A 25025-nucleotide genomic window follows, 5' to 3' on the forward strand; every position below is an offset into this window, starting at 1 on the left:
CCCCCGCCTACTGCGCCGACTTGGAGTACAGGTGGGTGAGCACCTGACCCGTGTCGGGGAAGTTGTAGGCCGCGGGCTGCGCGTACGGGTTGTCCTCGGTGGGCCAGCCGCCGATGTCCTTGGTGTTGTACTGGAACCAGTCCACCGCCTCGACGACGGGGATCACCGGGACGTCGTCGATCATGCGCTGCGCGACGGCCTTGACGATCTCCACCTGGCGCGTCTCGTCGGCCGACGCGTACTCGTTGAGGAGCTTGTCGACCTCCGGGTTCTTGTAGCGCTCGTAGTTGCTGGTGGCGTTCTTGCCGAGCGGCGCCGTGTTCGCGGAGTGCAGCATCTGGCGCAGTTCGTAGTACGGGGTCGGGCCGCTCGTCTGCTGGTTGTAGTACGCCAGGTCGTAGTCGCCGGAGTAGAGGCGGCCGATGAACGTCTGCTGGGCGAGGGTCTGCACCGTGAGGTCGATGCCGACGGCCTCGAGGTCCTGCTTGATGACCTTGAGGGAGGCGTCCCAGTCCGTGTAGCCGGTGATCGAGAGGATCTTCAGCTTCAGCGGCTTGGCGGGTGAGTGGCCGAGGCTCGCCAGGAGCTTCTTCGCGCGGTCCGGGTCGGGCTTGTCGAAGCCCGCCTTCCGCACGGCGGCCTCGTCGTAGTACGTGTCGAAGGTCGGCATGACGACACCGGACTGGTTGGCCGCGGGCACCTGGCCGCCGACGCCGATCCTCGCGACCTTCTCACGGTCGATGGCGTACGAGATCGCCTGGCGCACCTTGAGGTTGCTGGAGTCCGGGTGGGACGGGTCGAGGTTCGGGTAGATCCCGACGTTCAGGACGGGTGGCGACCACGTGTGGTTGTCGGAGGACTTGTCCAGGTAGAACTGCTTGATGCCCGGGATGAACTGGCTCCCCCACTGCGCCTTGCCGTTGGCGAGGTCGAGGTTGGCGGGGCCGTTGTCCAGGTAGGCCGGGTACTGGACCTTCTGGATGTACGGCTTGCCCTGCTGCCAGTAGTCGGGGTTGGCCGTGTACTGGATGTTGTTCGGGTTGCAGGGGTTCACCTCGAAGGGGCCGGTGCCGACGGGCTTCTTGTCGACCCAGGTGTCCGGCTTCTTCGCGGCCTCGCCCGCGCCGAAGACATGCTCCGGCACGATGGCGACCTGGTGGGCGAACGCGTAGAAGTACGGCTGCGCCGCCGCCTTGAACTTCAGGGTGACCTTGTCGTCGCCGGACGCGGTGACGGACCGGAGGCCGGCCGTGGTCCACAGGGCGTAGAGGTCGGTCGCCGGGGTCTTCTTCATGAGGTTGAAGGTGAAGGCGACGTCCTTGGCCGTGAACGGCTTGCCGTCGTTCCACTTCACTCCGGAGCGGATCGTGAAGTCGATCCGCGTCTTGTCGGCGTTCCACCGGTAGCTCTTGGCGAGCATCGGCGTCTCGGCCTGGTCCTTGAGCGCGTTCACGAAGATCAGTGGCTCGTAGACGAAGCCGATGGACGTGTTGTAGACGGCCGGGTTGAACGGGTTGAAGTTGCACGTCCACGTCTGCCCCGCCGTGTTGGCGATGGTGACGGAGCCGCCCTTCTTCTTCGGTCCGTCGCTCTGCGAGGCGTTGTTGTCGTCGGGTTCCTTGTGCTTCGTCTCCGAGCAGGCCGTGGCGGTCGCGGCGAGCGCCAGGACGACCGCGGTGGCGAGGATGCGCGTGGGCCTCATTCCTGCCAGTCCCTTCGTGGGCCGGATCTTCTACGTACCGGGACGCGCGGCCTCGACGGCCAGCGTCAGTGCCCCGAGCAGGGGCGCGTCGTACGGATGCGCGGCTGGGGCGAGCTGGGGCGGATAGGGCACGGCCGCGTCGAGGGCCCGGCGCAGCGGGTCGTGCAGCGCGTGCCAGGAGCGGACCAGGCCGCCACCGACGACGATCCGCTCGGGATCGATGGCGATGGCGAGGTTGACGAGGTGAAAGGCGAGCTCGGTCAGGAAACCTTCGTCGAACTCACCTGTGGTGGAGCCCTGTTGGAGCGCCTTGCCGCTGACGGCCGTCTCCAGCGGGAGGTGGTCGGTGCGGCCGACGTCGGCGAGGGCGCGCAGGTTGTAGCCGATCTCGCCGGACGCGCCGTGCCGCCCGGCGAGGACGGTGCCGTGCGCGACGACGGCGACGGCGAGTCCGGTGCCGAGGTTCACGTAGAGGCCGGGGTCGCAGCCGGCGAGCGCCCCGGACGCGTGCTCGTACGCGGCGGCGGCCTTCACGTCGGTGGCGACGCGGATCGCCGACCGCGGGAATTCCGCGGCGAGTTCACGCTCCAGCGGGAGCCGGTCCCAGCCGGGGATGTTCGGGGCGAGCGCCACTCCGTCGGGGCCGGGGATGCCGATGGTCGCGACCCCCACGGCCCGGGGTTCGCCGCCGTCGAGCAGGGTGCGGGCGGCGCGCAGGGCACGCCGTAGGTCGCTGTCCGTCTCGATGGTGCGGTGCTGGAGACGGTTTCCGTGGAGGTCGGCGACGGTCAGCGCCGTCTTGGTTCCGCCGAAGTCGAGAGCGAGGACGACAGGGTCTGCTGCACGGGACACGGGGAGCTCCTCGGTAAAGTTACGTAACTAAACGAGGTGCTACGAGACTGTACGCGCGGCGGGTGGCCCGCGTAAGTCCCCCTGTAGGAACCGGAGTTGATCGTCCGGCGACGGGACGATGTGGCGGGGCGCCGCCTGAACGGCGCGTGCCCCGGCCGACGCGCGGATCGCGCGCGTCGGCCGGGGCACGGTGCTGCTTCCGCCGGGTGCTACTTCTTCTCGACCGCGTGGCCGCCGAACTGGTTGCGCAGCGCGGCGATCATCTTCATCTGCGGCGAGTCGTCCTGGCGGGACGCGAAGCGCGCGAAGAGGGAGGCCGTGATGGCCGGGAGCGGCACGGAGTGGTCGATGGCCGCCTCGACGGTCCAGCGGCCCTCGCCGGAGTCCTGCGCGAAGCCGCGCAGCTGCTCCAGGTGCTCGTCGTCGTCCAGGGCGTTGACCGCCAGGTCGAGGAGCCACGAGCGGATGACCGTGCCCTCCTGCCAGGACCGGAAGACCTCGCGCACGTCCGTCACCGAGTCGGCGGCCTCAAGCAGCTCCCAGCCCTCGGCGTAGGCCTGCATCATGGCGTACTCGATGCCGTTGTGGACCATCTTGGAGAAGTGGCCCGCGCCGACCTTGCCCGCGTGGACGTAGCCGTGGTCGCCCTCCGGCTTGAGCGCGTCGAAGATCGGCTTGACCTTCGCGACGTCCTCGTCGGTGCCACCGACCATCAGGGCGTAGCCGTTCTGGAGGCCCCAGACACCGCCGGAGACACCGGCGTCGACGAAGCCGATGCCGCGCTCGGCGAGCTCGGCGGCGTGCTTCTCGTCGTCCGTCCAGCGGGAGTTGCCGCCGTCGACGACGATGTCGCCCTCGGAGAGCAGGCCCTTCAGCTCGTCGACGGTCGACTGGGTCGCGGCGCCGGCCGGCACCATCACCCAGACCACGCGCGGGCCCTCGAGCTTCTCGAGGAGCTCGGCGAGGGAGGCGACGTCGGAGATCTCCGCGTTGCGGTCGTAGCCGATGACGTCGTGGCCGGCGCGGCGGATGCGCTCGCGCATGTTGCCGCCCATCTTGCCGAGACCGATGAGACCAAGCTGCATGTCAGTTCACTTACCTTCGTGGATTCTCTGCTGTCGGGAAGTACGGCTGGAGGTCAGGCGGTACGGCCGCGCAGCGCGCGGTACGTGGCGACCAGGGACTGCGTGGAGGCGTCGAGGCCCGGGACCTCGGCACCTTCCGTGAGGGCGGGCTCGACGCGCTTGGCGAGGACCTTGCCGAGTTCGACGCCCCACTGGTCGAAGGAGTCGATGTTCCAGACGGCGCCCTGGACGAACACCTTCTGCTCGTACAGCGCGATGAGCTGGCCGAGGACGGAGGGGGTGAGCTCCTTGGCGAGGATCGTCGTCGTGGGGTGGTTGCCCTTGAAGGTCTTGTGGGCGACCAGTTCCTCGGCGACGCCCTCGGCGCGCACCTCGTCCGGCGTCTTGCCGAACGCGAGGGCCTGACCCTGCGCGAACAGGTTCGCCATGAGCAGGTCGTGCTGGCCCGCGAGGTCGTCGCTCAGCTCGTCGACCGGGTTCGCGAAGCCGATGAGGTCGGCCGGGATCAGCTTCGTGCCCTGGTGGATGAGCTGGTAGTAGGCGTGCTGGCCGTTGGTGCCCGGGGTGCCCCAGACGACCGGGCCCGTCTGCCACTCCACGCCGCGTCCCTCGCGGTCCACGGACTTGCCGTTGGACTCCATGTCGAGCTGCTGGAGGTACGCGGTGAACTTGGACAGGTAGTGCGAGTACGGGAGCACCGCGTGCGACTGGGCGCCGTGGAAGTTGCCGTACCAGATGCCCAGCAGGCCGAGCAGCAGCGGCGCGTTGGCCTCGGCCGGTGCCGTGCGGAAGTGGTCGTCGACCAGGCGGAAGCCGTCGAGCAGCTCACGGAAGCGGTCCGGGCCGATGGCGATCATCAGCGACAGGCCGATGGCCGAGTCGAAGGAGTAGCGGCCGCCGACCCAGTCCCAGAACTCGAACATGTTGGCCGTGTCGATGCCGAAGCCGGACACCTTCTCGGCGTTCGTCGACAGGGCGACGAAGTGCTTCGCCACCGCCGTCTCGTCGCCGCCGAGACCGGCGAGCAGCCAGCTGCGGGCGGCGGTCGCGTTGGTGATCGTCTCGATCGTGGTGAACGTCTTCGAGGCGATGATGAACAGCGTCTCGGCCGGGTCGAGGTCGCGGACGGCCTCGTGCAGGTCGGCGCCGTCCACGTTCGACACGAAGCGGAACGTCAGCTCGCGCGCGGTGAACGGGCGCAGGGCCTCGTACGCCATCGCCGGGCCGAGGTCGGAGCCGCCGATGCCGACGTTGACCACGTTCTTGATCCGCTTGCCGGTGTGGCCGGTCCACTCGCCGGAGCGGACCTTGTCGGAGAACGCGGCCATCGTGTCGAGGACGGCGTGCACGCCCGGCACGACGTTCTCGCCGTCGACCTCGATCACGGCGTCGGCCGGGGCGCGCAGGGCCGTGTGCAGCACGGCGCGGTCCTCGGTCGTGTTGATCTTCTCGCCGCGGAACATGGCGTCGCGCTGCCCGAACACGTCGGTGGCGGTGGCCAGTTCCTGGAGGAGGGCGAGCGTCTCGTCCGTGACCAGGTGCTTGGCGTAGTCGATGTGCAGGTCGCCGACCTGGACCGTGTAGCGCTCGGCGCGCTCGGGGTCGGCGGCGAACAGGTCGCGCAGGTGGGTGCCGTTGAACTTGGCGCGGTGGTCCTCGAGAGCGGTCCACTGCGGGCGGCGCGTCAACAGGGGTGCGTGGTCAGGCATGTTGAACAGACTCCTTGGAGCCGGAGGTACCGGTGGTGTCGCCGTGCAGCGCGACCGCGTACATCTCGTCGGCGTCGAGGCGGCGCAGCTCCTCGGCGATCAGCTCGGAGGTCGAGCGGACCTTCAGGGCGAGGGTGCGCTCCGGCTGGCCGGGCAGGGTGAGGGTGGCGAGCGGGCCGTCGGGACGGTCGATGCGGATCTCTCCGTTGGCCGTGCCGAGGCGGACCGCGGTGACGACGGGGCCGTCCGTGGTGACGCGCTCGACCTTGACGCCGAGGCGGGCGCCGAGCCAGCGCGCGAGGAGCTCGGCGCTGGGGTTCTCGGCCTCGGACTCGACGGCCGCGGAGACGATGTCGGTGCGGGCCTGGTCGAGGGCGGCGGCCAGCATGGAGCGCCACGGGGTGAGGCGGGTCCAGGCCAGGTCGGTGTCGCCGGGGGCGTAGGACGTGGCGCGCATGCCGAGGGCCGCGATCGGGTCCTCGACGGCGTACGCGTCGGTGATGCGGCGGGCGGCGAGCGCGCCGAGCGGGTCCTTGGCGGGCACGTCGGGGGCGTCGACCGGCCACCACACGACGACCGGGGCGTCGGGCAGCAGCAGCGGCAGGACGACGGAGTCGGCGTGCCGGCCGACCTCGCCGTACAGGCGCAGGATCACGGTCTCGCCGGTGCCGGCGTCGGAGCCGACCCGGACCTCCGCGTCGAGGCGGTTGCCCTGCCGGTCGCGCGGCGAGCGGGCGGTGCGCCGGATGACGACGAGGGTGCGCGAGGGGTGCTCGCGGGACGCCTCCTGGGCGGCCTTCGTCGCGTCGTACGCGTTCTCCTCGTCCGTGACGATGACCATCGTCAGGACCATGCCCACCGCGGGGGTGCCGATCGCGCGGCGCCCTTCGACGAGCGCCTTGTTGACCTTGCTTGCCGTGGTGTCGGTCAGGTCGATCTTCATGGCCTGCGCCAGCTCCGTCCGTCTCGTGCGAGCATCTCGTCCGCTTCCTTCGGCCCCCAGCTGCCCGAGGCGTACTGGGCCGGCTTGCCGCTGCGGTCCCAGTTCTCCTCGATGGGGTCGAGGATGCGCCAGGACTCCTCGACCTCTTCCGTGCGGGGGAAGAGGTTGGCGTCACCGAGCAGCACGTCCAGGATCAGCCGCTCGTACGCCTCGGGGCTGGACTCCGTGAACGACTCGCCGTACGCGAAGTCCATGGACACGTCGCGGATCTCCATCGACGTACCCGGGACCTTGGATCCGAAGCGTACGGTCATGCCCTCGTCGGGCTGGACGCGGATGACGATCGCGTTCTGGCCGAGTTCCTCCGTGGCGGTGGAGTCGAACGGGGAGTGCGGGGCGCGCTGGAAGACGACCGCGATCTCGGTGACGCGGCGGCCCAGGCGCTTGCCGGTGCGCAGGTAGAAGGGGACGCCCGCCCAACGGCGGTTGTCCACCTCCAGCTTGACGGCCGCGAAGGTGTCGGTCTTCGACTTCGGGTCGATGCCGTCTTCCTGGAGGTAGCCGCGGACCTTCTCGCCGCCCTGCCATCCGGCCGCGTACTGCGCGCGGACCGTGGAGGCGTCCAGGTCGGCGGGCAGCCGGACGGACTTGAGGACCTTGAGCTTCTCCGTCACGAGCGACTCGGCGTCGAACGAGGCCGGTTCCTCCATGGCGGTGAGCGCCATCAGCTGGAGGAGGTGGTTCTGGATCACGTCACGGGCGGCGCCGATGCCGTCGTAGTAGCCGGCGCGGCCGCCGATGCCGATGTCCTCGGCCATCGTGATCTGCACGTGGTCCACGTACGACCGGTTCCAGATGGGTTCGTACATCTGGTTGGCGAAGCGGAGCGCCAGGATGTTCTGGACGGTCTCCTTGCCGAGGTAGTGGTCGATCCGGAAGACCTGGTCGGGGTCGAACACGTCGTGCACGATCGCGTTCAGTTCCTTGGCCGACTCCATGTCGTGGCCGAACGGCTTCTCGATGACGGCGCGCCGCCACGAGCCCTCGGGCGCGTCGGCGAGGCCGTGCTTCTTGAGCTGCTGGACGACCTTCGGGAAGAACTTCGGCGGTACGGAGAGGTAGAACGCGTAGTTGCCGCTGGTGCCGCGCTTCTCGTCCAGCTCGTCGACGGCCTCGCGCAGCTGCTTGAACGCGGTGTCGTCGTCGAAGTCGCCGGGGATGAAGCGCATGCCCTCGGCGAGCTGCGCCCAGACCTCTTCACGGAAGGGGGTACGGGCGTGCTCGCGGACCGAGTCGTGGACGACCTGGGCGAAGTCCTGGTCCTCCCACTCGCGGCGCGCGAACCCGAGGAGCGAGAAGCCCGGCGGGAGCAGACCGCGGTTGGCGAGGTCGTAGACGGCCGGCATCAGCTTCTTGCGGGACAGGTCGCCCGTGACGCCGAATATGACGAGCCCGGAGGGGCCCGCGATGCGCGGCAGGCGCCGGTCGCGGGGGTCCCTCAGCGGGTTCTGCCAGGCGGTGACGCTCACTTGGCCTCAGATCCTTCGAGGCGGGAGGTGACGGTGGCGAGGAGGTCGTTCCAGGCGATCTCGAACTTGGAGACGCCCTCGTCCTCCAGCTGCTGGACGACCTCGTCGTAGGAGATGCCCAGCTTCTCGACGGCGGCGAGGTCGGCGCGCGAGGCGTCGTAGGTGCCGGTGACGGTGTCGCCGGCGATCTCGCCGTGGTCGGCGGTGGCCTTCAGGGTGCCCTCGGGCATGGTGTTGACGGTGCCGGGGGCGACCAGCTCGACGACGTACAGGGTGTCCTTGTACGCCGGGTCCTTCACGCCGGTGGAGGCCCACAGCGGGCGCTGCTTGTGGGCGCCGGCGGCCTCCAGGGTGGTGGCGCGCTCGGTGGCGAAGACCTGCTCGTAGGCCTCGTAGGCGAGCCGGGCGTTGGCGAGGGCGGCCTTGCCCTTGAGCGCGCGGGCCTCGTCGGTGCCGACCTTGTCGAGGCGCTTGTCGATCTCGGCGTCGACGCGCGAGACGAAGAAGGACGCGACGGAGTGGATGGTGGAGAGGTCGATGCCGCGCTCGTGGGCCTTCTCCAGGCCGGCGAGGTAGGCGTCCATGACGGCCTTGTAGCGGTCGAGGGAGAAGATCAGCGTGACGTTGACCGAGATGCCGAGGCCGATGACCTCGGTGATGGCCGGGAGGCCCGCGAGGGTCGCCGGGATCTTGATCATGACGTTCGGGCGGTCGACGAGCCAGGCCAGCTGCTTGGCCTCGGCGATGGTCGCCTCGGTCTCGTTGGCGAGGCGCGGGTCGACCTCGATGGAGACGCGGCCGTCGCGGCCGGCCGTCGCGTCGTACACGGGGCGCAGGATGTCGGCGGCGGCGCGCACGTCGGCGGTCGTCATCATGCGGACGGCCTCGTCGACGGTGACCTTGCGGACGGCGAGGTCGGCGAGCTGGTCCTCGTAGCCCTCGCCGGAACCGATGGCGGCCTGGAAGATCGACGGGTTCGTGGTGACGCCCACGACGTGGCCGGTGGCGACGCTCTCGGCGAGCGAGCCGGACTCGATGCGCTTGCGGGACAGGTCGTCCAGCCAGATGGAAACGCCTTCGTCGGACAGGGACTTGAGGGGCGACGAGGTGGTGGCGTTACTCATGGTGTGCTTCATCTTCTTTCGGTGATGCTCGATACGGAGATGCTCGGTGCGAAGTGGTCAGGCGCGGGCGGCGGCCAGCGACTCCCGGGCCTTGTCGGCGACGTTCTCGGCGGTGAAGCCGAACTCGCGGAAGAGGATGTTCGCGTCGGCCGAGGCACCGAAGTGCTCCAGGGACACGATGCGTCCGGCGTCACCGACGTAGCGGTACCAGGTCAGGCCGATACCGGCCTCGACCGCCACGCGGGCCTTCACGGACGGCGGAAGGACGGCGTCCTTGTAGGCCCGGTCCTGCTCCTCGAACCACTCGACGGACGGCATCGACACGACGCGGGTGGCGACGCCCTCGGCCTCCAGGATCTCGCGGGCCCCGACGGCGAGCTGCACCTCGGAACCGGTGGCGATCAGGATCAGGTCCGGCGTCTCCTTGGAGGCCTCGACGAGGACGTAGCCGCCCTTGGCGGCGTCGGGGTTCGCCTCGTACGTGGGCACGCCCTGCCGGGTCAGCGCCAGGCCGTGCGGGGCCGGCTTGACCGAGCCGCGGCGCAGGATCTCGCGCCAGGCGGTGGCGGTCTCGTTGGCGTCGGCCGGGCGGACGACGTTCAGGCCCGGGATGGCGCGCAGCGAGGCGAGGTGCTCGACCGGCTGGTGGGTGGGACCGTCCTCGCCGAGACCGACGGAGTCGTGCGTCCACACGTACGTGACGGGCAGCTGCATCAGCGCGGACATGCGGACGGCGTTGCGCATGTAGTCGGAGAACACGAGGAACGTGCCGCCGTAGATGCGGGTGTTGCCGTGCAGCGCGATGCCGTTCATCTCGGCGGCCATCGAGAACTCGCGGATGCCGAAGTGGACGGTGCGGCCGTAGGGGTCGGCCTCGGGCAGCGGGTTGCCGGCCGGCAGGAACGACGACGTCTTGTCGATCGTGGTGTTGTTGGAGCCGGCGAGGTCGGCGGAGCCGCCCCACAGCTCGGGGATGATCGGGCCGAGGGCCTGGAGGACCTTGCCGGACGCGGCGCGCGTGGCGACCTTGGCGCCGGTCTCGAAGGCGGGCAGCGCCTGCTCCCAGCCCTCGGGGAGGCGGCCGGCGACGACGCGGTCCAGGAGCTTGGAGCGCTCGGGGTTGTCGGTGCGCCAGGCGCCGAGCCGCTTGTCCCAGGCGGCGTGCGCCTCGGCGCCGCGGTCGAGGGCCTTGCGGCTGTGGGCGATGACCTCGTCCTCGACGATGAAGGACTGCTCGGGGTCGAAGCCGAGGAGGCGCTTGGTCGCGGCGATCTCGTCGGCGCCGAGCGCGGAGCCGTGGGAGGCCTCGGTGTTCTGCGCGGTCGGGGCGGGCCAGGCGATGATCGTGCGCATGGCGATGATCGAGGGGCGCTCGGTCTCGGCCTTGGCGGCGGCGAGGGCCTCGTACAGGGCCTTGACGTCGGTGTTGCCGTCGGCCTGCGGCTCGATGCGCTGCACGTGCCAGCCGTAGGCCTCGTAGCGGGCCAGGACGTCCTCGGAGAACGCGGTCGCGGTGTCGCCCTCGATGGAGATGTGGTTGTCGTCGTAGACGAAGACGAGGTTGCCGAGCTTCTGGTGGCCGGCGAGCGAGGATGCCTCGGCGGAGACGCCCTCCTCCAGGTCGCCGTCGGAGACGATCGCCCAGATGGTGTGGTCGAAGGGGGAGGTGCCCTCGGCGGCCTCCGGGTCGAACAGGCCGCGCTCGTAGCGGGCGGCCATGGCCATGCCCACGGCGTTGGCGACACCCTGGCCGAGCGGCCCGGTCGTCGTCTCGACACCGGCGGTGTGCCCGTACTCGGGGTGGCCCGGGGTCTTGGAGCCCTGGGTGCGGAAGGCCTTCAGGTCGTCGAGCTCCAGCTCGTACCCGGAGAGGAAGAGCTGGGTGTAGAGGGTGAGGCTGGTGTGGCCGGGCGACAGGACGAAGCGGTCGCGGCCGGTCCACTCCGGGTCGGCCGGGTCGTGGCGCATGGCCTTCTGGAAGAGGGTGTAGGCGGCCGGGGCGAGGCTCATGGCCGTGCCCGGGTGACCGTTGCCGACCTTCTGCACGGCGTCGGCCGCGAGCAGCCGGGCGGTGTCGACGGCACGCTGGTCGAGGTCGGTCCATTCGAAGGGGCGCTCGAAGGGGTCGAGTCCGTCCGGTGTCTGCGTGCTCATCTGTCTGACTTCCTTCGCATCCGTTGTCCTGCCCAGGTGCCGAACGGCACCGCCCGTCCGGGACCAAAGGCCCTGGTCGAACCACCTACGAACTTAAAGGTCATACTTTTTGCTCGGTAGGTGCGCCCGTGCCAGCGTTCGGTGAAAATGAGACACCTACCGGAGTTGAAGCCAGGGAAGGTTCATGACGGAGCAGGGCCCCGCGCAGACGAGCGCACATCTGGGAGCGACCCCCGGAGATCGAGCGCACATCCGCACGTATCCCTTCGATCCGAGCGCGAGCGTCTCCGGCGTCGGGATACAGATCGGGCCGATGGGCACGGAGGGGCCGTGGGCGGGCGGCGTCGGCCTGTCGCGCCGCGTCCACCGCATCGACTTCCACGTGCTCCTCTTCTTCCGCGAGGGCCCGGTCCACCACATGATCGACTTCACCGAGTACGAGGTCGGTGCCGGGGACGTCCTGTGGATCAGGCCCGGCCAGGTGCACGGCTTCTCGACGACGGAGAGCTATGTGGGCACGGCGCTGACGATGCAGCCCGGGTTCCTGCCCCGCGCGATCGTCGAGGCGACGGGCCTCTACCGCTACGACCGGCCACCGCTGCTGCACCCGGACCCGCCCCAACTCGCCGCCCTGGAAGCCTCGCTGGAGCAGCTGAGCCGCGAGTACCTGGACACGTCGACGCTCCCGCTGAGCCTGCACACCTCGGTCCTGCGGCACTCCCTGACCGCGCTGATGCTGCGCGTGGCGCATGTGTCGGCGCAGGCGGCGGCGGACGAGTGCGCGCCGCAGCCCGACACGACGTTCAGCCGCTTCCGCTCGGCGGTCGAGAAGGACTTCACCACGAACCACAGCGTCAGCGCGTACGCGGACGAGCTCGGGTACTCGCGCCGCACCCTGGTGCGCGCGGTCCGTGCCGCAACCGGTCAGACGCCGAAGGCGTTCATCGACCGGCGCGTGATCCTGGAGGCCAAGCGCCTGCTCGCCCACACCGAGCTGCCGGTGGGCCGCATCGGTGTGGCCGTCGGCTTCGGCGACTCGGCCAACTTCTCGAAGTACTTCCAGCAGCACACGGGCGTGACCCCGGCGGCGTTCCGGGCCGAGCAGGTCTGACGCGCCGTGGGCGCGGTGCGCCGTCGAGCGGGCGGGCGGGGCACCGCCCGCGGGTAGGGTCGCCGCATGGCACGCCCCACCTCCACCCCCACCTGCCCCTGCGGTCTCCCGGCCCCGTACGAGGAATGCTGCGGCCGGTACCACTCGGGTGCCGCCGCCGCGCCGACCGCCGAGGCGCTCATGCGGTCCCGGTACGTCGCCTTCACCCGGCGCGACGCCGCGTATCTGCTGCGCAGCTGGCACCCGGACACCCGGCCGCCGGTGATCGAGTTCGACCCGGGGCTGACTTGGACGGGCCTGGAGATCCTCGGGACGAGCGAGGGGACGGCGTTCCACCAGAGCGGCACCGTGACGTTCCGCGCGCGGTACGAGGACGGGGGCCGGCCGGGCGCGCTGTACGAGCGCAGTCAGTTCCTGCGGGTGGGCGGCGCGTGGGTGTACGTCGACGGCGAGTTCATCCAGTAACCCCCGAAGCCCCCGCCCTCACGGCGCCAGGATGTCCAGCTCCTGGAGGGCGCCGACCGCGATCTCGCGCGTGAGCGCCTCCGCGCGGTCCGCGTCCCCCTCCCGTACGGCCTCCGCGACGTGCACGTGCAGGGTGACGGCCGCCGGGTCCGGGTCCTCGAACATGACCTGGTGGTGGGTGCGGCCCGAGAGGACCTCGGCGACCAGGTCGCCGAGGTGGGCGAACATCTCGTTGCCGGAGGCGTTCAGGACGATCCGGTGGAACTCGATGTCGTGGACGAGGTACTTCTCCAGCTGCTGACCGCGCGAGCTGGCCACCATGCCGAGGGCGCACTCGGTGAGCGCCGCGCACTGCTGGGCCGTCGCGTGCCGCGCGGCCAGGCCCGCGGCGACCGGTTCGACCGCAAGCCGCAGCACCGTGAGCGAGCGCAGCTGGCGCGGCCGGTCGGCGCCCGCCAGCCGCCAGCGGATGACCTGCGGATCGTAGACGTGCCACTCCTCGGCGGGCCGTACGGTCACGCCGACGCGGCGCCGGGACACCACGAGGTGCATGGACTCCAGGACGCGCACGGCCTCGCGCATCACCGAGCGGGACACCTCGTAGCGCTGGGCGAGCTCGTCCGTGCGCAACACGCTGCCCGCCGGGTACTCCCCCGCTGTGATGGCGGGGCCGAGGCTGTCGAGAACGCGTGCGTGCAGCCCCTGGCCCTGTGTGGTCATGACGAAAGGGTAGACGGCGACGACGGAGGGAGTGCCGGAGGTCCCGAGGAATCACGGCCCGAGGGCCGGGAACAAAAAGTCTGACTTTTATGTCACAGCCTCTTGAATTAGTCAGACCTTTTGGGTTTCAGTGACGTGACACAGCGATGTCGATGAAGACAGCGAGGCAGTACGCGATGAGCACCCCCCACGTCGTCGTGGTCATGGGCGTGGCAGGCACCGGCAAGACGACGATCGGTCCCCTGCTCGCCGAACGACTCGGCGTCCCCTACGCCGAGGGCGACGACTTCCACCCCCAGGCCAACATCGACAAGATGTCGGCGGGGACCCCCCTGGACGACGACGACCGCAGGCCCTGGCTCGAAGCCATCGGCCGGTGGGCGCACGGCCGGGCCGGACTCGGCGGGGTCGTCTCCAGCTCCGCGCTCAAGCGCTCCTACCGGGACCTGCTGCGCGGCGAGGCCCCGGACGCCGTCTTCCTGCACCTGACCGGCAGCAGGGAGCTCATCCTCGACCGGATGAGCCACCGCGAGGGCCACTTCATGCCGACCAGCCTGCTGGACTCCCAGTTCGCCACGCTCCAGCCCCTGGAGCGGGACGAAGCGGGTGTCGCCGTCGATGTGTCGGGCTCCCCGGAGGAGATCGCCGACCGGGCCGCGGAGGCTCTGGCCGGACTCGACCCCTCCGCTCCGCAGTCGTAACTCCCGTCCCCCTCCCCCCTCTTCGTACAAGGGATTAGACCGTGACCAGTCTCAGCGTCGAGATGCTGGCAGCGGACACCGTCGAGCCGATCACGTCCGCTGGCCATGCCCAGCTCGGGATCGCCGTGCTCGCCGGCATCGCCGTCATCGTCCTGCTCATCACGAAGTTCAAGCTGCACGCCTTCCTGGCCCTGACCATCGGCTCGCTCGCGCTCGGCGCGTTCGCCGGAGCACCGCTCGACAAGGCCATCGCCAGCTTCACCGCGGGGCTCGGCTCCACGGTCGCCGGTGTCGGCGTACTGATCGCGCTCGGCGCGATCCTCGGCAAGCTGCTCGCCGACTCCGGCGGCGCGGACCAGATCGTCGACACGATCCTCGCCAAGGCCGGCCGGTCCGGCGGGCGGGCCATGCCCTGGGTGATGGTCCTGATCGCCGCCGTGATCGGTCTGCCGCTCTTCTTCGAGGTCGGCATCGTGCTGCTGATCCCGGTCGTCCTGATGGTCGCCAAGCGCGGCAACTACTCGCTGATGCGCATCGGCATCCCGGCGCTCGCGGGCCTGTCGGTCATGCACGGTCTGATCCCGCCGCACCCCGGCCCGCTCGTCGCGATCGACGCGGTCGGCGCCAACCTGGGCATCACCCTCGCGCTCGGCATCCTCGTCGCCATCCCGACGGTGATCATCGCCGGTCCGGTGTTCTCCCGGTACGCCGCGAAGTGGGTCGACGTCCCGGTGCCGGAGAAGATGCTCCCGGCGCGCGCCTCCGAGGACCTGGTCAAGCGCCCCAGCTTCGGCGCCGCCCTGGCCACGATCCTGCTGCCGGTCGCCATGATGCTGTCCAAGGCCCTGGTCGACATCATCGTGGACAACCCGGAGCACACGGTCCAGCGCGTCTTCGACGTCGTCGGCTCCCCGCTGATCGCGCTGCTCGCGGCCGTCATCCTCGGCATGTTCACGCTGGGCCGCGCCGCCGGCTTCAGCAAGGGCCGGCTCCAGTCCACCACCGAGAAGTCCCTCGCCCCGATCGCGGGCATCCTGCTCATCGTCGGCGCGGGCGGCGGCTTCAAGCAGACCCTGATCGACTCGGGCGTCGGCCAGATGGTCCTGGACATCTCCAAGGACTGGTCGATCCCGGCCCTGCTGCTCGCCTGGCTGATCGCCGTCGTGATCCGCCTCGCCACCGGCTCGGCGACCGTCGCGACCGTCTCGGCCGCCGGTCTGGTCGCGCCCCTCGCGGCCGGTATGACCGACACGCACACGGCACTCCTCGTCCTCGCGATCGGCGCGGGCTCGCTGTTCTTCAGCCATGTCAACGACGCCGGGTTCTGGCTGGTCAAGGAGTACTTCGGGCTGAGCGTCGGCCAGACCCTGAAGACGTGGTCGATCATGGAGACGATCATCTCCGTGGTCGCGGGAGGCTTCGTCCTGCTCCTGTCGTTGGTGATCTAGGGCCTGTCTCCCAGATCCCTCCGTCCGCCCGAAGGGCGGGCCCTGCGGCGTCTGGTGCGTGCTCTCGGCGTGCCGGGTGCAGGGCCTCGTACTGGATGTACTTGGCCTTGGGCCCGGTGCGGCGAGAGCGCGTGCCAGGCGTCGCGGGGCAGGAGGGATCTGGGAGACAGGCCCTAGCCGCGCGGCCGCTTCCGTAGAGGTCAAGAGAAGATCAAGGGTCCGTGCACGGCGCACGGACCCTTGACTTCGAGAGCACTCCAACACGTTGACTGTGCGCCCATGCGATACACCCAGCTCGGACGCACCGGACTCAAGGTCAGCCGACTCGTGCTCGGCACGATGAACTTCGGCGGCCAGACCGACGAGAAGACCAGTCACACCCTCATGGACGCCGCGCTCGACGCGGGCGTCAACTTCTTCGACACCGCGAACATCTACGGCACGGCCGAGGAGCGGGGCGCCACGGAGCGCATTCTCGGGTCCTGGTTCGCGCAGGGCGGCGACCGGCGCGACAAGGTCGTCCTCGCCACGAAGCTGTACGGGAACATGGAGAACGGCACAGCGCCCGGCTCGACGGGCTGGCCCAACCACACCCGGCTCAGCGCCGTCAACATCCGCCGCTCCGTGGACGCGTCGCTGCGGCGCCTCGCGACCGATCACATCGACATCTACCAGTTCCACCACGTCGACCGGGACACCCCGTTCGACGAGATCTGGCAGGCGATGGACGTCCTGATCCAGCAGGGCAAGATCCTGTACGCGGGGTCCTCCAACTTCCCCGGCTACAAGATCGCCCAGGCCAACGAGGTGGCGAAGGCCCACGGCCGCGTCGGCCTGGTCAGCGAGCAGTGCCTCTACAACCTCTTCGAGCGGCGCGCCGAGATGGAGGTGCTCCCGGCCGCGCAGGAGTACGGCGTCGGCGTGATCCCCTGGTCTCCGCTGCACCAGGGCCTGCTCGGCGGTGCCCTGCGCAAGCAGCGCGAAGGCGTCGGCTCGCGCACCCTGATGGGCCGATCGGCCGACGGCACGGCCGACCCTCAGGTGCGGGCGAAGGTCGAGGCGTACGAGAAGGCCGTCGAGGAGCACGGGTTCGAGCCCGGCGAGGTGGCCCTGGCGTGGCTGCTCACCCGGCCCGGGGTGACCGGTCCGATCGTGGGTCCGCGGACGCGGGAGCAGCTGGACTCGGCGCTGCGGGCGCTCGAACTGGAGCTGCCCGAGAGCCTGTTGACGGCCCTGGACGAGATCTTCCCCGGACCGGGACCGTCGCCGGAGGCGTTCGCCTGGTGACGTGCGGGCCGTCTGCGCTCCTACGTCACTGAAGCCATTCGCCGTGCTCGCGCTCGGCCCAGTCGCGCCGGACGAATCCGGTGCGCATGCCCGCGCGGGCCTCGGGGTCGCCGGCCGCCATGCCGATATGGCCGGCGATCACGATGCCGAGCGCGAGCGACAGCCAGTCGTGCACGAAGGTGCTGCCGGTGCGCCAGGCCAGCGGGGCGAGATGCGTGAACCACATCAGCAGGCCGGTGCCGAGCATGACGAGGACGGCGCCCGCGAGCCACGCGGCCCACAGTTTCTGCCCGGCGTTGAACTTGCCCGCGGTGCGCCCCGGACGCCGTCGCAGCGTCGCGCGCAGCCACGCCGTGTCGCGGGGCCCGAAGCGGTTGAGGCGGTGCAGGTCGGTGCGGAAGGCGCGGGAGGCGAGGCCCAGCAGGAACGGCGCGGGCAGCAGCAGTCCCGCCCACTCGTGGAGCCGGACGACGAGGTCGCGGCGGCCGACGAGTTCGGCGAGCTGGGGCAGGTACAGGCAGGCGGCGGTGGCGACGCAGACGCCCATGAGCGCGGCGGTCGTGAAATGGACCCAGCGCTCGGCGCGGGTGAACCGTTCAACTCGTGGGTTCATCGCCCCGCCCGTTCGACCGGCCGACCCAGGCGTCGACGTCGTATCCCCGCTCCTCCCAGTAGCCGGGCCTGACACGGTCGGTGACCTCGATCCCGGAGAGCCACTTGGCCGACTTGTAGAAGTACATGGGCGCCACGTACAGCCGCACCGGGCCGCCGTGGCTGTGCGCGAGATCCTCGTCCCGCATCCGCAGCGCGACCAACACGTCCGCGCGACGGGCCTGTCGCAGGGTGAGGCTCTCGCTGTACGTGCCGTCGCAGCAGGTCAGCCGTACGGCCCTGGCGGTCGGTCGCACTCCCGCGGCATCCAGGATCCGCGAGAGCCGTACGCCTTCGAAGGGCGTTCCGGGGACGCGCCAGCCGGTGACGCACTGGACGTCGCGGACGAGGCGGGTCTGGGGCAGCGCGCGCAGGGCGGCGAGCGTGTAGGAGGCGGGGCGCTCGACCAGGCCGTCGACGGTGAGGCGGTAGTCCCGCGCGGACGTGTGCGGGACGGAGGCGGCGACGGAGTAGTAGCGGAAGCCGCCGCCGTTGGGGAGCAGGTCGGTGAGGCCGGTGGGGTCCTTCTGGGCGACGCCTTCGAAGGCGTCCTGGAGCGCGGGGCGGCGGCCGCGCCGAGCGCGGCCGCGCCCAGCATGCCGAGGATCACCCGGCGGCCCACGGGCGCGCCGGGTTCCCGGTCGGGCCGGGGTGCGGGGTGCGGGGTCACGCCTCGATTCGAGCACTCACGGAGGACGGAGGCCAGCGTCCGCCGGCCTCCGTCAGCAATTCGTCATCTCCTGGGCCCGGCCGTGCGGCCCCACCGCGGCTTCGCGGGTGCGTCAGCTCGCCTTCTTCTCCAGCTGGAACGCCTCGTTGCCGAGGCCGATCCGGGCGTGCGCCTGCGGGTTGCGGCCGCGGAGCACGACGCTGTACGCGACGCCGACGAGCGCGGCGACGGCGATGATGCCCGGGAGGATCCAGTTCAGGGCGGAGTCGGGGCCCGAGCCGGCCAGGACGTCGAAGTCCTTGACGGTGTATCCGGCGATGACCAGCAGGGCGAGGCCCGCGAGGCCGGAGCAGACGATGCGCCACAGCTGCGCGCCCGCCGCGCCGCGCTTCACGAAGAAGACGATGACGGCGAGGGACGCCGTGGCCATCAGGAGGATGACGCCGAGCGCGCCCACGTTGCCGCCCCACGTGAACAGGTGCAGGACCGGTGTCGTCGGGTCCCCGGCGACACCGTCGTCGGCGATCGCGAACCCGGCGACGACCACCAGGGAGACGACCGACTGGAGGACGGAGCCCGTGCCCGGCGCCCCGGTGCCCGAGTGGGTGCGGCCGAACCGCGCCGGCAGCAGCCCCTCGCGGCCCATCGCGAACGCGTACCGCGCGACGACGTTGTGGAAGGAGAGCAGCGCCGCGAACATCCCGGTGACGAACAGGACGTGGACGATGTCGGTGAACGTGCCGCCGAGCCGGTCCTCCGTCAGCCCGAACAGCAGGCCGGCCGACTGCTTCTGTGCCGCGCCCACGATCGAGGCGGGCCCGGTGGCGACGGTCAGCGCCCAGGAGCTGATGGCGAAGAAGACGGCGACGCCGCCGACCGCCAGGAACATGACGCGGGGCACCAGGATGTGCGGGCGGCTGGTCTCCTCGGCGTAGACCGGCGCCTGCTCGAAGCCGGTGAACCCGGCGATGCAGAAGCACAGGGCCGTGCCGAGGCCGACGCCGGACAGCGTGCCCGGGTCGAAGGCGTGCAGGGACAGGCCCTGGGGGCCCGGGTCGCCGATCGCCGCGATGTCGAAGACGACCACGACGGCCACCTCGATCAGGAGCAGCACGCCGAGGACCTTCGCGTTCACGTCGATCTTCAGCAGACCGAGCACGCCGACCGCGACGACGGCCAGCAACGCCGGTATCCACCAGGCGAGTTCGATGTCGAGGTACTGCTGCGCGAGAGAGGCGACCTCGAAGCCGAACATGCCGTAGATGCCGACCTGGAGGACGCTGTACGCGACGAGCGCGACCAGGGCCGCGGCGGCGCCGGCGGTCGGGCCGAGCCCGCGGGATATGTACGCGTAGAACGCGCCCGCGTTGTGCACGTGCCGGCTCATCTCCGCGTAGCCCACGCTGAAGAGGGCGAGGACGACGCCGAGGATGAGGAAGAGCAGGGGCTGGCCGACGACACCCATCACCGCGTACGTCGTCGGCATCACGCCCGCGACGACCATCAGCGGCCCGGTCGCGGCGAGCACGGACAGGAGCAGCCCCGCCGTGCCGAGCCGTCCGGCGCGCAGCGCGCTCTCCTCGCCCAGATACGTGCTGATGCCCGGCTCGTCACCGACTGCTCTGCCGGTCGCGCTCGAACTACCCGTCGTCATCGCGGGGTTGTCCCTTCCCGTGGGTGCTCACTGAAGTGGTCACGCCGAGCCGAGCGCGGCACTGCGCGCGGCGCGGAACGCTTCGTCCGGGTCCCGGTCCGGATACGACCAGGGGGCCGGGGTGACATGGCGGCCGATGCGGTGGAACAGGGCGGCCGCCTCGGCGGGACGGCCCTCGCAGTACTTGGCGTGGGCGAGGAAGTTGAGGTCGATGCGGCCGCGCGGGTGCGTGACGCCGGCCCGCTCGTGCGGGTCGCCCCACTCCAGCCACCAGTCGAAGGCGGCCTTCATGACCAGCCGGGCCCGCCGCCCGGTCCAGTGCCCGGAGGCCTTCGGATCATCGGGTTCGCTGCCCGCCGTCGCGAGGACGCGGTAGCGCTCGGCGTGGGCGACGACCGGCAGGACCGCCAACGGCGATGCGGGCGGCGCCTGTTCGGCCGCCCAGGCCGCGAAGTCGTACACCTCGTGCAACGGGTCCTGACCGGCCTCGGGGCGCCGCTCGGCGAGCCTGGCGATCATCAGGTGGTGCGCGTGATGGTGCCCGGGGTGGCGGTGGCGGACCTCGTCGAAGAGCCGTACGACGTCCTCCTCGCGGCCCAACTCCCGCTCCAGGATCAGCAGTCCGAGCCAGGGCGTGGGGTCGTCCGGCACCAGGGACGCCGCGTCGAGGCAGGCGTCGCGGGCCGTGTCGGGGCGCTCCTTGCCGGCGATGGCGCGGTACACGGCGGCGCAGGCGAGCAGCACGGGCGCGTCGGTCGACTCGGGTTCGGCGAGGTGCCAGTCGCGCACCCAGGCGGTCACCGTGGGTTCCTGCGCGAGGACCGTCATCCGGTGCCCGCGCCGGTCCCAGTCGTCCCCGGTGGCGGCGAGCAGGGTCCGGGTCTCGGTCCAGCGGCCCTGCGCGAGCGCGGTGCGGGCGGCGACGAGCGCGGGGTCGTCGAGTGCGGGATCGCCGGTGCCCGCGGAGTGCGCGGCCTTCTTCTTGCGGGAGCGCCCGAGGGGAGGCGGGGGTGGGGTCACCGCGGCGGTTCCTCTACGACTGTTCAGATCTCGGTGGGGGGTACGCAAGCAGGTGGGGCGGAGCATGACGGCTCCGACGGCGCGACGCTGCGCGGCCGGGCGAATGATCACGCACAGCAAAGCGGTACGGAGGGCTCCACGTCAAGGGCCGCCGGGTGACGGGATTCACCAACTGGTGCCGATCGCAACCGAGTTCGCCCGTCCCGCTCGTCAACCCCACTCTTGAGCAGCGGCGTTGTCCGAGCGACACGAGTAAGTCGCGGTCACGTGTCGGACCACTCGTGCGGGGCGCTCGTGGAGCGGTAGGCGGCCCGGGGCGCTATCGTCAGCCCCATACCACCACCCCTGCCCGATCCAGCAGCCGTCCGAGGTGCGCAGCGTGTCGGTTCTCGTTCTCGTCCTCGCCGTGAGCGCCGCCTGCTGCCTGGGCGCGGGGTTCGTCCTCCAGCAGAACGCGGCCCGGCGGGCGCCGCTCGGCGACTTCCTCTCCCCGCGGCTCCTGGTCGACCTGGTGCGGGTGCCCGGCTGGCTGGCCGGCATCGGCCTGATGGTGTGCGGCATGGTCCTCGGCGCCGTCGCGCTCGCCCACGGCGAGGTCACCCTGGTGGAACCGCTCCTCGCCACGAACCTGCTCTTCGCGCTCGCCCTCTCCCGCCACCGGACGAGACAGCCCCTCGGCCGCCAGGGCTGGGCCGGGCTGCTGCTGCTCGCGGGCGGCGTCACGGCGTTCATCGTCGCGGGCCGGCCGCACGGCGGCAGCGCGGTCGCCGACCCGCTGCGGCACTGGCTGATCGTGGGCGTGATGGTCGGCGGGGCCCTGTTCCTCGCGGCGCTCGCCAAGCGGTCCCGGCTCAGCGCGGGCCCGGTCCTGCTCGCCGTGGCGGCGGGCCTGCTGTACGGGGTGCAGGACGCGCTGACCCGGGTGAGCGGGCAGCGGTTCGGCGCGGGCGGCCTGACGGAACTTCTCACCGGCTGGCAGCCGTACGCGGTCGTCGCCCTCGGGGTGACCGGGCTCGTCCTCGTGCAGAGCGCGTTCGAGACGGCGCCGCTGCGGATGTCGCTGCCCGCGCTGACGGCGGCGCAGCCGCTCGCCGGGATCGCCTGCGGCGTGGGCTTCCTGGGCGACCGGCTGCGCACGGACACCGGGGCCCTGGCCTGGGAGGCGGCGGGGCTCGCCGGGATCGTGGTGGGCGTGGTGCTCCTCGGGCTGCACCCGGCGATGCCGGGCGCTGTCGCGCGGGACCGGGATCGCGCGGGGGCCGGCGTCTGATCCCCGGGCCGCGCCACCGGTCCGGCGGACGCCGGTCGTGTCGTACGCGGCGCGTAGCCTCGCCCCCATGACTCCCGTGAATCCCGCCGAAGAGATCCTCGACATCGTCGACGAGCAGGACCGCGTCATCGGCCAGGTCCCTCGCGGTGAGGTCTACGCGAAGGGCCTGCGGCACCGGTGCGCGTTCATCCTGGCCACCGATCCGCAGGGCCGGGTCTTCGTGCACCGCCGGACGACGACCAAGCTCGCCTTCCCCGGGATGTACGACATGTTCGTCGGCGGGGTCGTCGGCGCGGGCGAGTCGTACGACGAGGCGGCCCTGCGCGAGGCCGAGGAGGAGCTCGGCGTCACCGGACTGCCGCGGCCGAGGCCCCTGTTCAAGTTCCTGTACGAGGACGACGGCGGCGGGTCCTGGTGGTCGTACGTGTACGAGGTGACGGTCGACACCCCGGTGCACCCGCAGGCCGAGGAGATCGACTGGCACGCGTTCCTGAGCCGGGACGAGCTGGAGCGCAGGATCGGCGAGTGGGAGTGGACGCCGGACGGTCTCGCGGCGTACGAGCGCTGGAAGAAGCACGGGTAGTGCGCGGGTAATGTCCTGCGGGTGATCGAATTCGCACGCACCGTCCGGCTCTGGTTCGCGCCCGAGCGGATCAGGGACGAGGGTGACACGCCCGACTACCGCTTCTCGCTGGCCAACGAGCGCACCTTCCTGGCGTGGGTGCGCACGGCGCTCGCGCTGATCGGCGGCGGGTTCGCCGTGGACCAGTTCCTGCCCGATCTGCGCTGGGGCTGGCGGGTCGGGCTCGCCCTCGCGCTGCTCGCCGCTGGTGTGCTGTGCTCGTTGCGGGCCGTGAGCCACTGGGTGCGCTGCGAGCGGGCGATGCGGCGCGGCGAGGACCTGCCGGTGTCCCGGTTCCCGGCGCTGCTGAGCCTGGTGGTCGCCCTGGTGGCCATCGCCATGGTCCTCGTGGTGCTCGTCGGCTGGGAGGGCTAGCCGTGAGCGGGGCGGTGCGCGACCCGGGGCTCCAGCCGGCGCGGACGCGGCTCGCGTGGCGCCGTACGACGCTGTCGTGCACCGTCGCGGCCGTGCTCGCCGTGAAGGCCGCGCTCCAGAGCTCCGGCGGACGGACGCTCGGGGTCGTCGCGTCGGCGCTGGTGATGCTGGTCTGGCTCGGGTTCCTCGCGGTCGCCCACCGCCGGATCACGGGCCTGGCCCTGAACGAGTCCGAGCCGCCGCCGATGTCCCGGCGCGGGGCGACGACGGCGGCGCTGTGCGTGGTCGCGATGGCGGTGTTCGCGGCGGCGCTCGTGGTGTGACGATCCGACAAAGAGTCACGCGGGCGCCAGAGCGCGGCCTTCCGGACATTCCGGGCTAGCCTGACGCGGTCAGCCACGGCCGTCACCGAAGGTGAGCACCATGACCACCCTCCACCAGGAGCACCCCGTCCACGAGCACACCCACGGCCCGTCCTGCGGGCACCCGGCGGTGCGCCACGGGGACCACGTCGACTACGCGCACGACGGGCACCTGCACGCCGAGCACGACGGACACTGGGACGAGTGCGAGCCCGGCGGCCACGTCACGCACGCGGAGCACGCGCACCGGCACGGCGCCGACTGCGGGCACCAGGCGGTCCCGCACGGCGATCACGTCGACTACGTCCACGACGGCCACCGGCACGCGGAGCACGACGGACACTGGGACGACCACTGATCCCGTGGAGATACGCGCACAGGGCCCGGCACTCGCTGCCGGGCCCTTTCGCTCGTCCCGGCGACCGGGCACCGTAGGCACGTAATGACGATCACGTTTCGCCCATCCACTGGACGACATACCGACTGGTCGGCATGATGAGTGGCACCCTGCCACTCGCCCCCGGAGGACCGCGATGAGTCACCCCCCAGGCCTCGACCTCGATCAGCTGCGCACGCACCTCGACCGTGAGCGGCCCGGTCTGGTCGGCGGCCCGCTGTCCGGGCGGCTCATCGAGGGCGGGCGGTCGAACCTCACCTACGGGGTGACCGACGGGACCACGAAGTGGGTGGTGCGGCGGCCGCCGCTCGGCCACGTCCTGGCGACCGCGCACGACATGAAGCGCGAGCACCGGGTGATCGCCGCGCTGCACCCGACGAAGGTGCCGGTGCCCGAGCCGCTGCTGCTGTGCGAGGACGACAGCGTGCTGGGCGCGCCGTTCTACGTCATGGAGTTCGTGGACGGGACGCCGTACCGGACCGCCGAGGAGCTCGCGCCGCTCGGCGCCGAGCGGACCCGGGCCGCCGTGCTCGGGCTCGTGGACACGCTCGTCGATCTGCACGCGGTCGACCCGGCGGCGGTCGGGCTCGGCGACTTCGGGCGCCCCGAGGGCTTCCTGGAGCGGCAGTTGAGGCGCTGGGGCAAGCAGCTCGACGCGTCCCGCAACCGCGACCTCAAGGGGATCGACGAGTTGCAGGCGTCGCTCGCCCGTACCCTCCCGGACTCCCCCGCGCCGACGATCGTGCACGGCGACTACCGCCTCGACAACGTCCTCGTACGGCAGGATCCCGACGGCGCCGACCGCATCAAGGCGATCCTCGACTGGGAGATGTCGACGCTCGGCGATCCGCTCACGGACGTGGGCCTGCTGGTGATGTACAGCGCGCCGCTCGAACTGCCGGACTCCCCCATCTCCACGACCGCCACGGCCCCCGGGCATCCGTCCCCCGCCGAGCTGGTCGAGCGGTACGCCGCGCGCTCGGGGCGCGACGTGTCCGCGATCGCCTGGTACACGGCGTTCGCCTGGTTCAAGCTCGCGGTGATCCTCGAGGGCATCCACTACCGGTACACGCTCGGTCAGACGGTCGGCGCCGGATTCGACCGGATCGGCGAGCTGGTCCCCGTCTTCATCGAGCACGGTCTCACCACCCTTCAGGGTCTTCAGGAAGGCTGA

23 protein-coding genes and 1 pseudogene are annotated in these 25025 nt (G+C 71.0%); 11 read left to right on the top strand and 13 right to left on the bottom strand.

Annotated features, from left to right (window positions below; all coding sequences use genetic code 11):
- Window positions 1-7: 7 nt before the first annotated feature.
- The 8 genes from V2W30_RS07910 to tkt form a co-directional block, all read right to left on the bottom strand.
- Window positions 8-1702 (bottom strand): ABC transporter substrate-binding protein, encoded by a 1695-nt coding sequence (locus V2W30_RS07910; RefSeq protein ID WP_338694780.1) that lies wholly within the window; start codon window positions 1700-1702, stop codon window positions 8-10.
- 30 nt (window positions 1703-1732) lie between these two features.
- Window positions 1733-2554: an ROK family protein gene (locus V2W30_RS07915; RefSeq protein ID WP_338694781.1), complete on the bottom strand. Its 822-nt coding sequence runs from the start codon at window positions 2552-2554 to the stop codon at window positions 1733-1735.
- Between the two features lie 209 nt (window positions 2555-2763).
- A complete protein-coding gene (gene gnd, locus V2W30_RS07920; protein WP_338694782.1) occupies window positions 2764-3639 on the bottom strand; it encodes a phosphogluconate dehydrogenase (NAD(+)-dependent, decarboxylating) in 876 nt (291 codons plus the stop codon).
- Window positions 3640-3692: 53 nt separating this feature from the next.
- Window positions 3693-5348, bottom strand: a complete 1656-nt coding sequence (gene pgi, locus V2W30_RS07925; RefSeq protein WP_338694784.1) for a glucose-6-phosphate isomerase — start codon at window positions 5346-5348, stop codon at window positions 3693-3695.
- On the bottom strand, window positions 5341-6291 hold the full coding sequence (gene opcA / locus V2W30_RS07930; protein WP_338694786.1) for a glucose-6-phosphate dehydrogenase assembly protein OpcA: 951 nt from the start codon (window positions 6289-6291) through the stop codon (window positions 5341-5343). The genes pgi and opcA overlap by 8 nt, the downstream gene beginning before the upstream one ends.
- On the bottom strand, window positions 6288-7820 hold the full coding sequence (gene zwf, locus V2W30_RS07935) for a glucose-6-phosphate dehydrogenase (protein WP_338694788.1): 1533 nt from the start codon (window positions 7818-7820) through the stop codon (window positions 6288-6290). Before zwf ends, opcA begins: the two co-directional genes overlap by 4 nt.
- Window positions 7817-8944 (bottom strand): transaldolase, encoded by a 1128-nt coding sequence (gene tal / locus V2W30_RS07940; RefSeq protein ID WP_338694790.1) that lies wholly within the window; start codon window positions 8942-8944, stop codon window positions 7817-7819. The genes zwf and tal overlap by 4 nt, the downstream gene beginning before the upstream one ends.
- A gap of 57 nt (window positions 8945-9001) precedes the next feature.
- The gene (tkt, locus tag V2W30_RS07945) at window positions 9002-11098 is read right to left on the bottom strand and encodes a transketolase (RefSeq protein ID WP_338694792.1); all 2097 of its coding nucleotides are present in this window, start codon (window positions 11096-11098) and stop codon (window positions 9002-9004) included.
- 184 nt (window positions 11099-11282) lie between these two features.
- On the opposite strand from tkt, the gene V2W30_RS07950 reads away from it, so the two are divergent.
- Window positions 11283-12209, top strand: coding sequence for an AraC family transcriptional regulator (locus V2W30_RS07950; RefSeq protein ID WP_338694794.1), 927 nt, complete (start codon window positions 11283-11285; stop codon window positions 12207-12209).
- A gap of 66 nt (window positions 12210-12275) precedes the next feature.
- Window positions 12276-12674, top strand: a complete 399-nt coding sequence (locus V2W30_RS07955; protein WP_338694796.1) for a YchJ family protein — start codon at window positions 12276-12278, stop codon at window positions 12672-12674.
- A gap of 18 nt (window positions 12675-12692) precedes the next feature.
- Here the strand turns inward: V2W30_RS07955 and V2W30_RS07960 are convergent, their stop codons facing one another.
- On the bottom strand, window positions 12693-13394 hold the full coding sequence (locus V2W30_RS07960) for a FadR/GntR family transcriptional regulator (protein ID WP_338694798.1): 702 nt from the start codon (window positions 13392-13394) through the stop codon (window positions 12693-12695).
- 176 nt (window positions 13395-13570) lie between these two features.
- Between V2W30_RS07960 and V2W30_RS07965 the strand changes: the two genes are divergently transcribed.
- The 3 genes from V2W30_RS07965 (at window position 13571) to V2W30_RS07975 (ending at window position 16830) form a co-directional block, all read left to right on the top strand.
- On the top strand, window positions 13571-14095 hold the full coding sequence (locus V2W30_RS07965; RefSeq protein ID WP_338694800.1) for a gluconokinase: 525 nt from the start codon (window positions 13571-13573) through the stop codon (window positions 14093-14095).
- A gap of 41 nt (window positions 14096-14136) precedes the next feature.
- The gene (locus V2W30_RS07970; RefSeq protein ID WP_338694801.1) at window positions 14137-15543 is read left to right on the top strand and encodes a gluconate:H+ symporter; all 1407 of its coding nucleotides are present in this window, start codon (window positions 14137-14139) and stop codon (window positions 15541-15543) included.
- A 279-nt stretch (window positions 15544-15822) separates the two neighbouring features.
- A complete protein-coding gene (locus V2W30_RS07975; RefSeq protein WP_338694803.1) occupies window positions 15823-16830 on the top strand; it encodes an aldo/keto reductase in 1008 nt (335 codons plus the stop codon).
- A 25-nt stretch (window positions 16831-16855) separates the two neighbouring features.
- On the opposite strand, the gene V2W30_RS07980 is transcribed toward V2W30_RS07975, so the two are convergent.
- The 4 genes and pseudogenes from V2W30_RS07980 to V2W30_RS07995 form a co-directional block, all read right to left on the bottom strand.
- Window positions 16856-17443 (bottom strand): cytochrome b/b6 domain-containing protein, encoded by a 588-nt coding sequence (locus V2W30_RS07980; protein WP_338694805.1) that lies wholly within the window; start codon window positions 17441-17443, stop codon window positions 16856-16858.
- Window positions 17427-18079 (bottom strand): annotated as a pseudogene (locus V2W30_RS07985) (molybdopterin-dependent oxidoreductase). The gene V2W30_RS07980 and the pseudogene V2W30_RS07985 overlap by 17 nt, the downstream one beginning before the upstream one ends.
- 184 nt (window positions 18080-18263) lie before the next feature.
- Window positions 18264-19805 carry an APC family permease gene (locus tag V2W30_RS07990; protein ID WP_338694807.1) on the bottom strand — a complete coding sequence of 514 codons (1542 nt, stop codon included), beginning with the start codon at window positions 19803-19805 and terminating at the stop codon, window positions 18264-18266.
- A 39-nt stretch (window positions 19806-19844) separates the two neighbouring features.
- Window positions 19845-20825: a hypothetical protein gene (locus V2W30_RS07995; protein WP_338694809.1), complete on the bottom strand. Its 981-nt coding sequence runs from the start codon at window positions 20823-20825 to the stop codon at window positions 19845-19847.
- A 379-nt stretch (window positions 20826-21204) separates the two neighbouring features.
- On the opposite strand from V2W30_RS07995, the gene V2W30_RS08000 reads away from it, so the two are divergent.
- The 6 genes from V2W30_RS08000 (at window position 21205) to V2W30_RS08025 (ending at window position 25025) form a co-directional block, all read left to right on the top strand.
- A complete protein-coding gene (locus V2W30_RS08000) occupies window positions 21205-22095 on the top strand; it encodes a DMT family transporter (protein ID WP_338694810.1) in 891 nt (296 codons plus the stop codon).
- A gap of 76 nt (window positions 22096-22171) precedes the next feature.
- Window positions 22172-22678, top strand: coding sequence for an NUDIX hydrolase (locus V2W30_RS08005; protein WP_338703525.1), 507 nt, complete (start codon window positions 22172-22174; stop codon window positions 22676-22678).
- A 21-nt stretch (window positions 22679-22699) separates the two neighbouring features.
- The gene (locus V2W30_RS08010) at window positions 22700-23092 is read left to right on the top strand and encodes a YidH family protein (protein WP_338694811.1); all 393 of its coding nucleotides are present in this window, start codon (window positions 22700-22702) and stop codon (window positions 23090-23092) included.
- Window positions 23093-23094: 2 nt separating this feature from the next.
- Complete coding sequence (locus V2W30_RS08015; RefSeq protein WP_338694813.1) at window positions 23095-23415, top strand: DUF202 domain-containing protein; 321 nt, start codon at window positions 23095-23097, stop codon at window positions 23413-23415.
- A 100-nt stretch (window positions 23416-23515) separates the two neighbouring features.
- Complete coding sequence (locus V2W30_RS08020) at window positions 23516-23812, top strand: hypothetical protein (protein ID WP_338694815.1); 297 nt, start codon at window positions 23516-23518, stop codon at window positions 23810-23812.
- Window positions 23813-23987: 175 nt separating this feature from the next.
- Window positions 23988-25025: a phosphotransferase family protein gene (locus V2W30_RS08025; protein ID WP_338694817.1), complete on the top strand. Its 1038-nt coding sequence runs from the start codon at window positions 23988-23990 to the stop codon at window positions 25023-25025.

Origin of the sequence: Streptomyces sp. Q6, from assembly GCF_036967205.1 — a bacterium.
Taxonomy (GTDB): Bacteria; Actinomycetota; Actinomycetes; order Streptomycetales; family Streptomycetaceae; genus Streptomyces; species Streptomyces citrinus.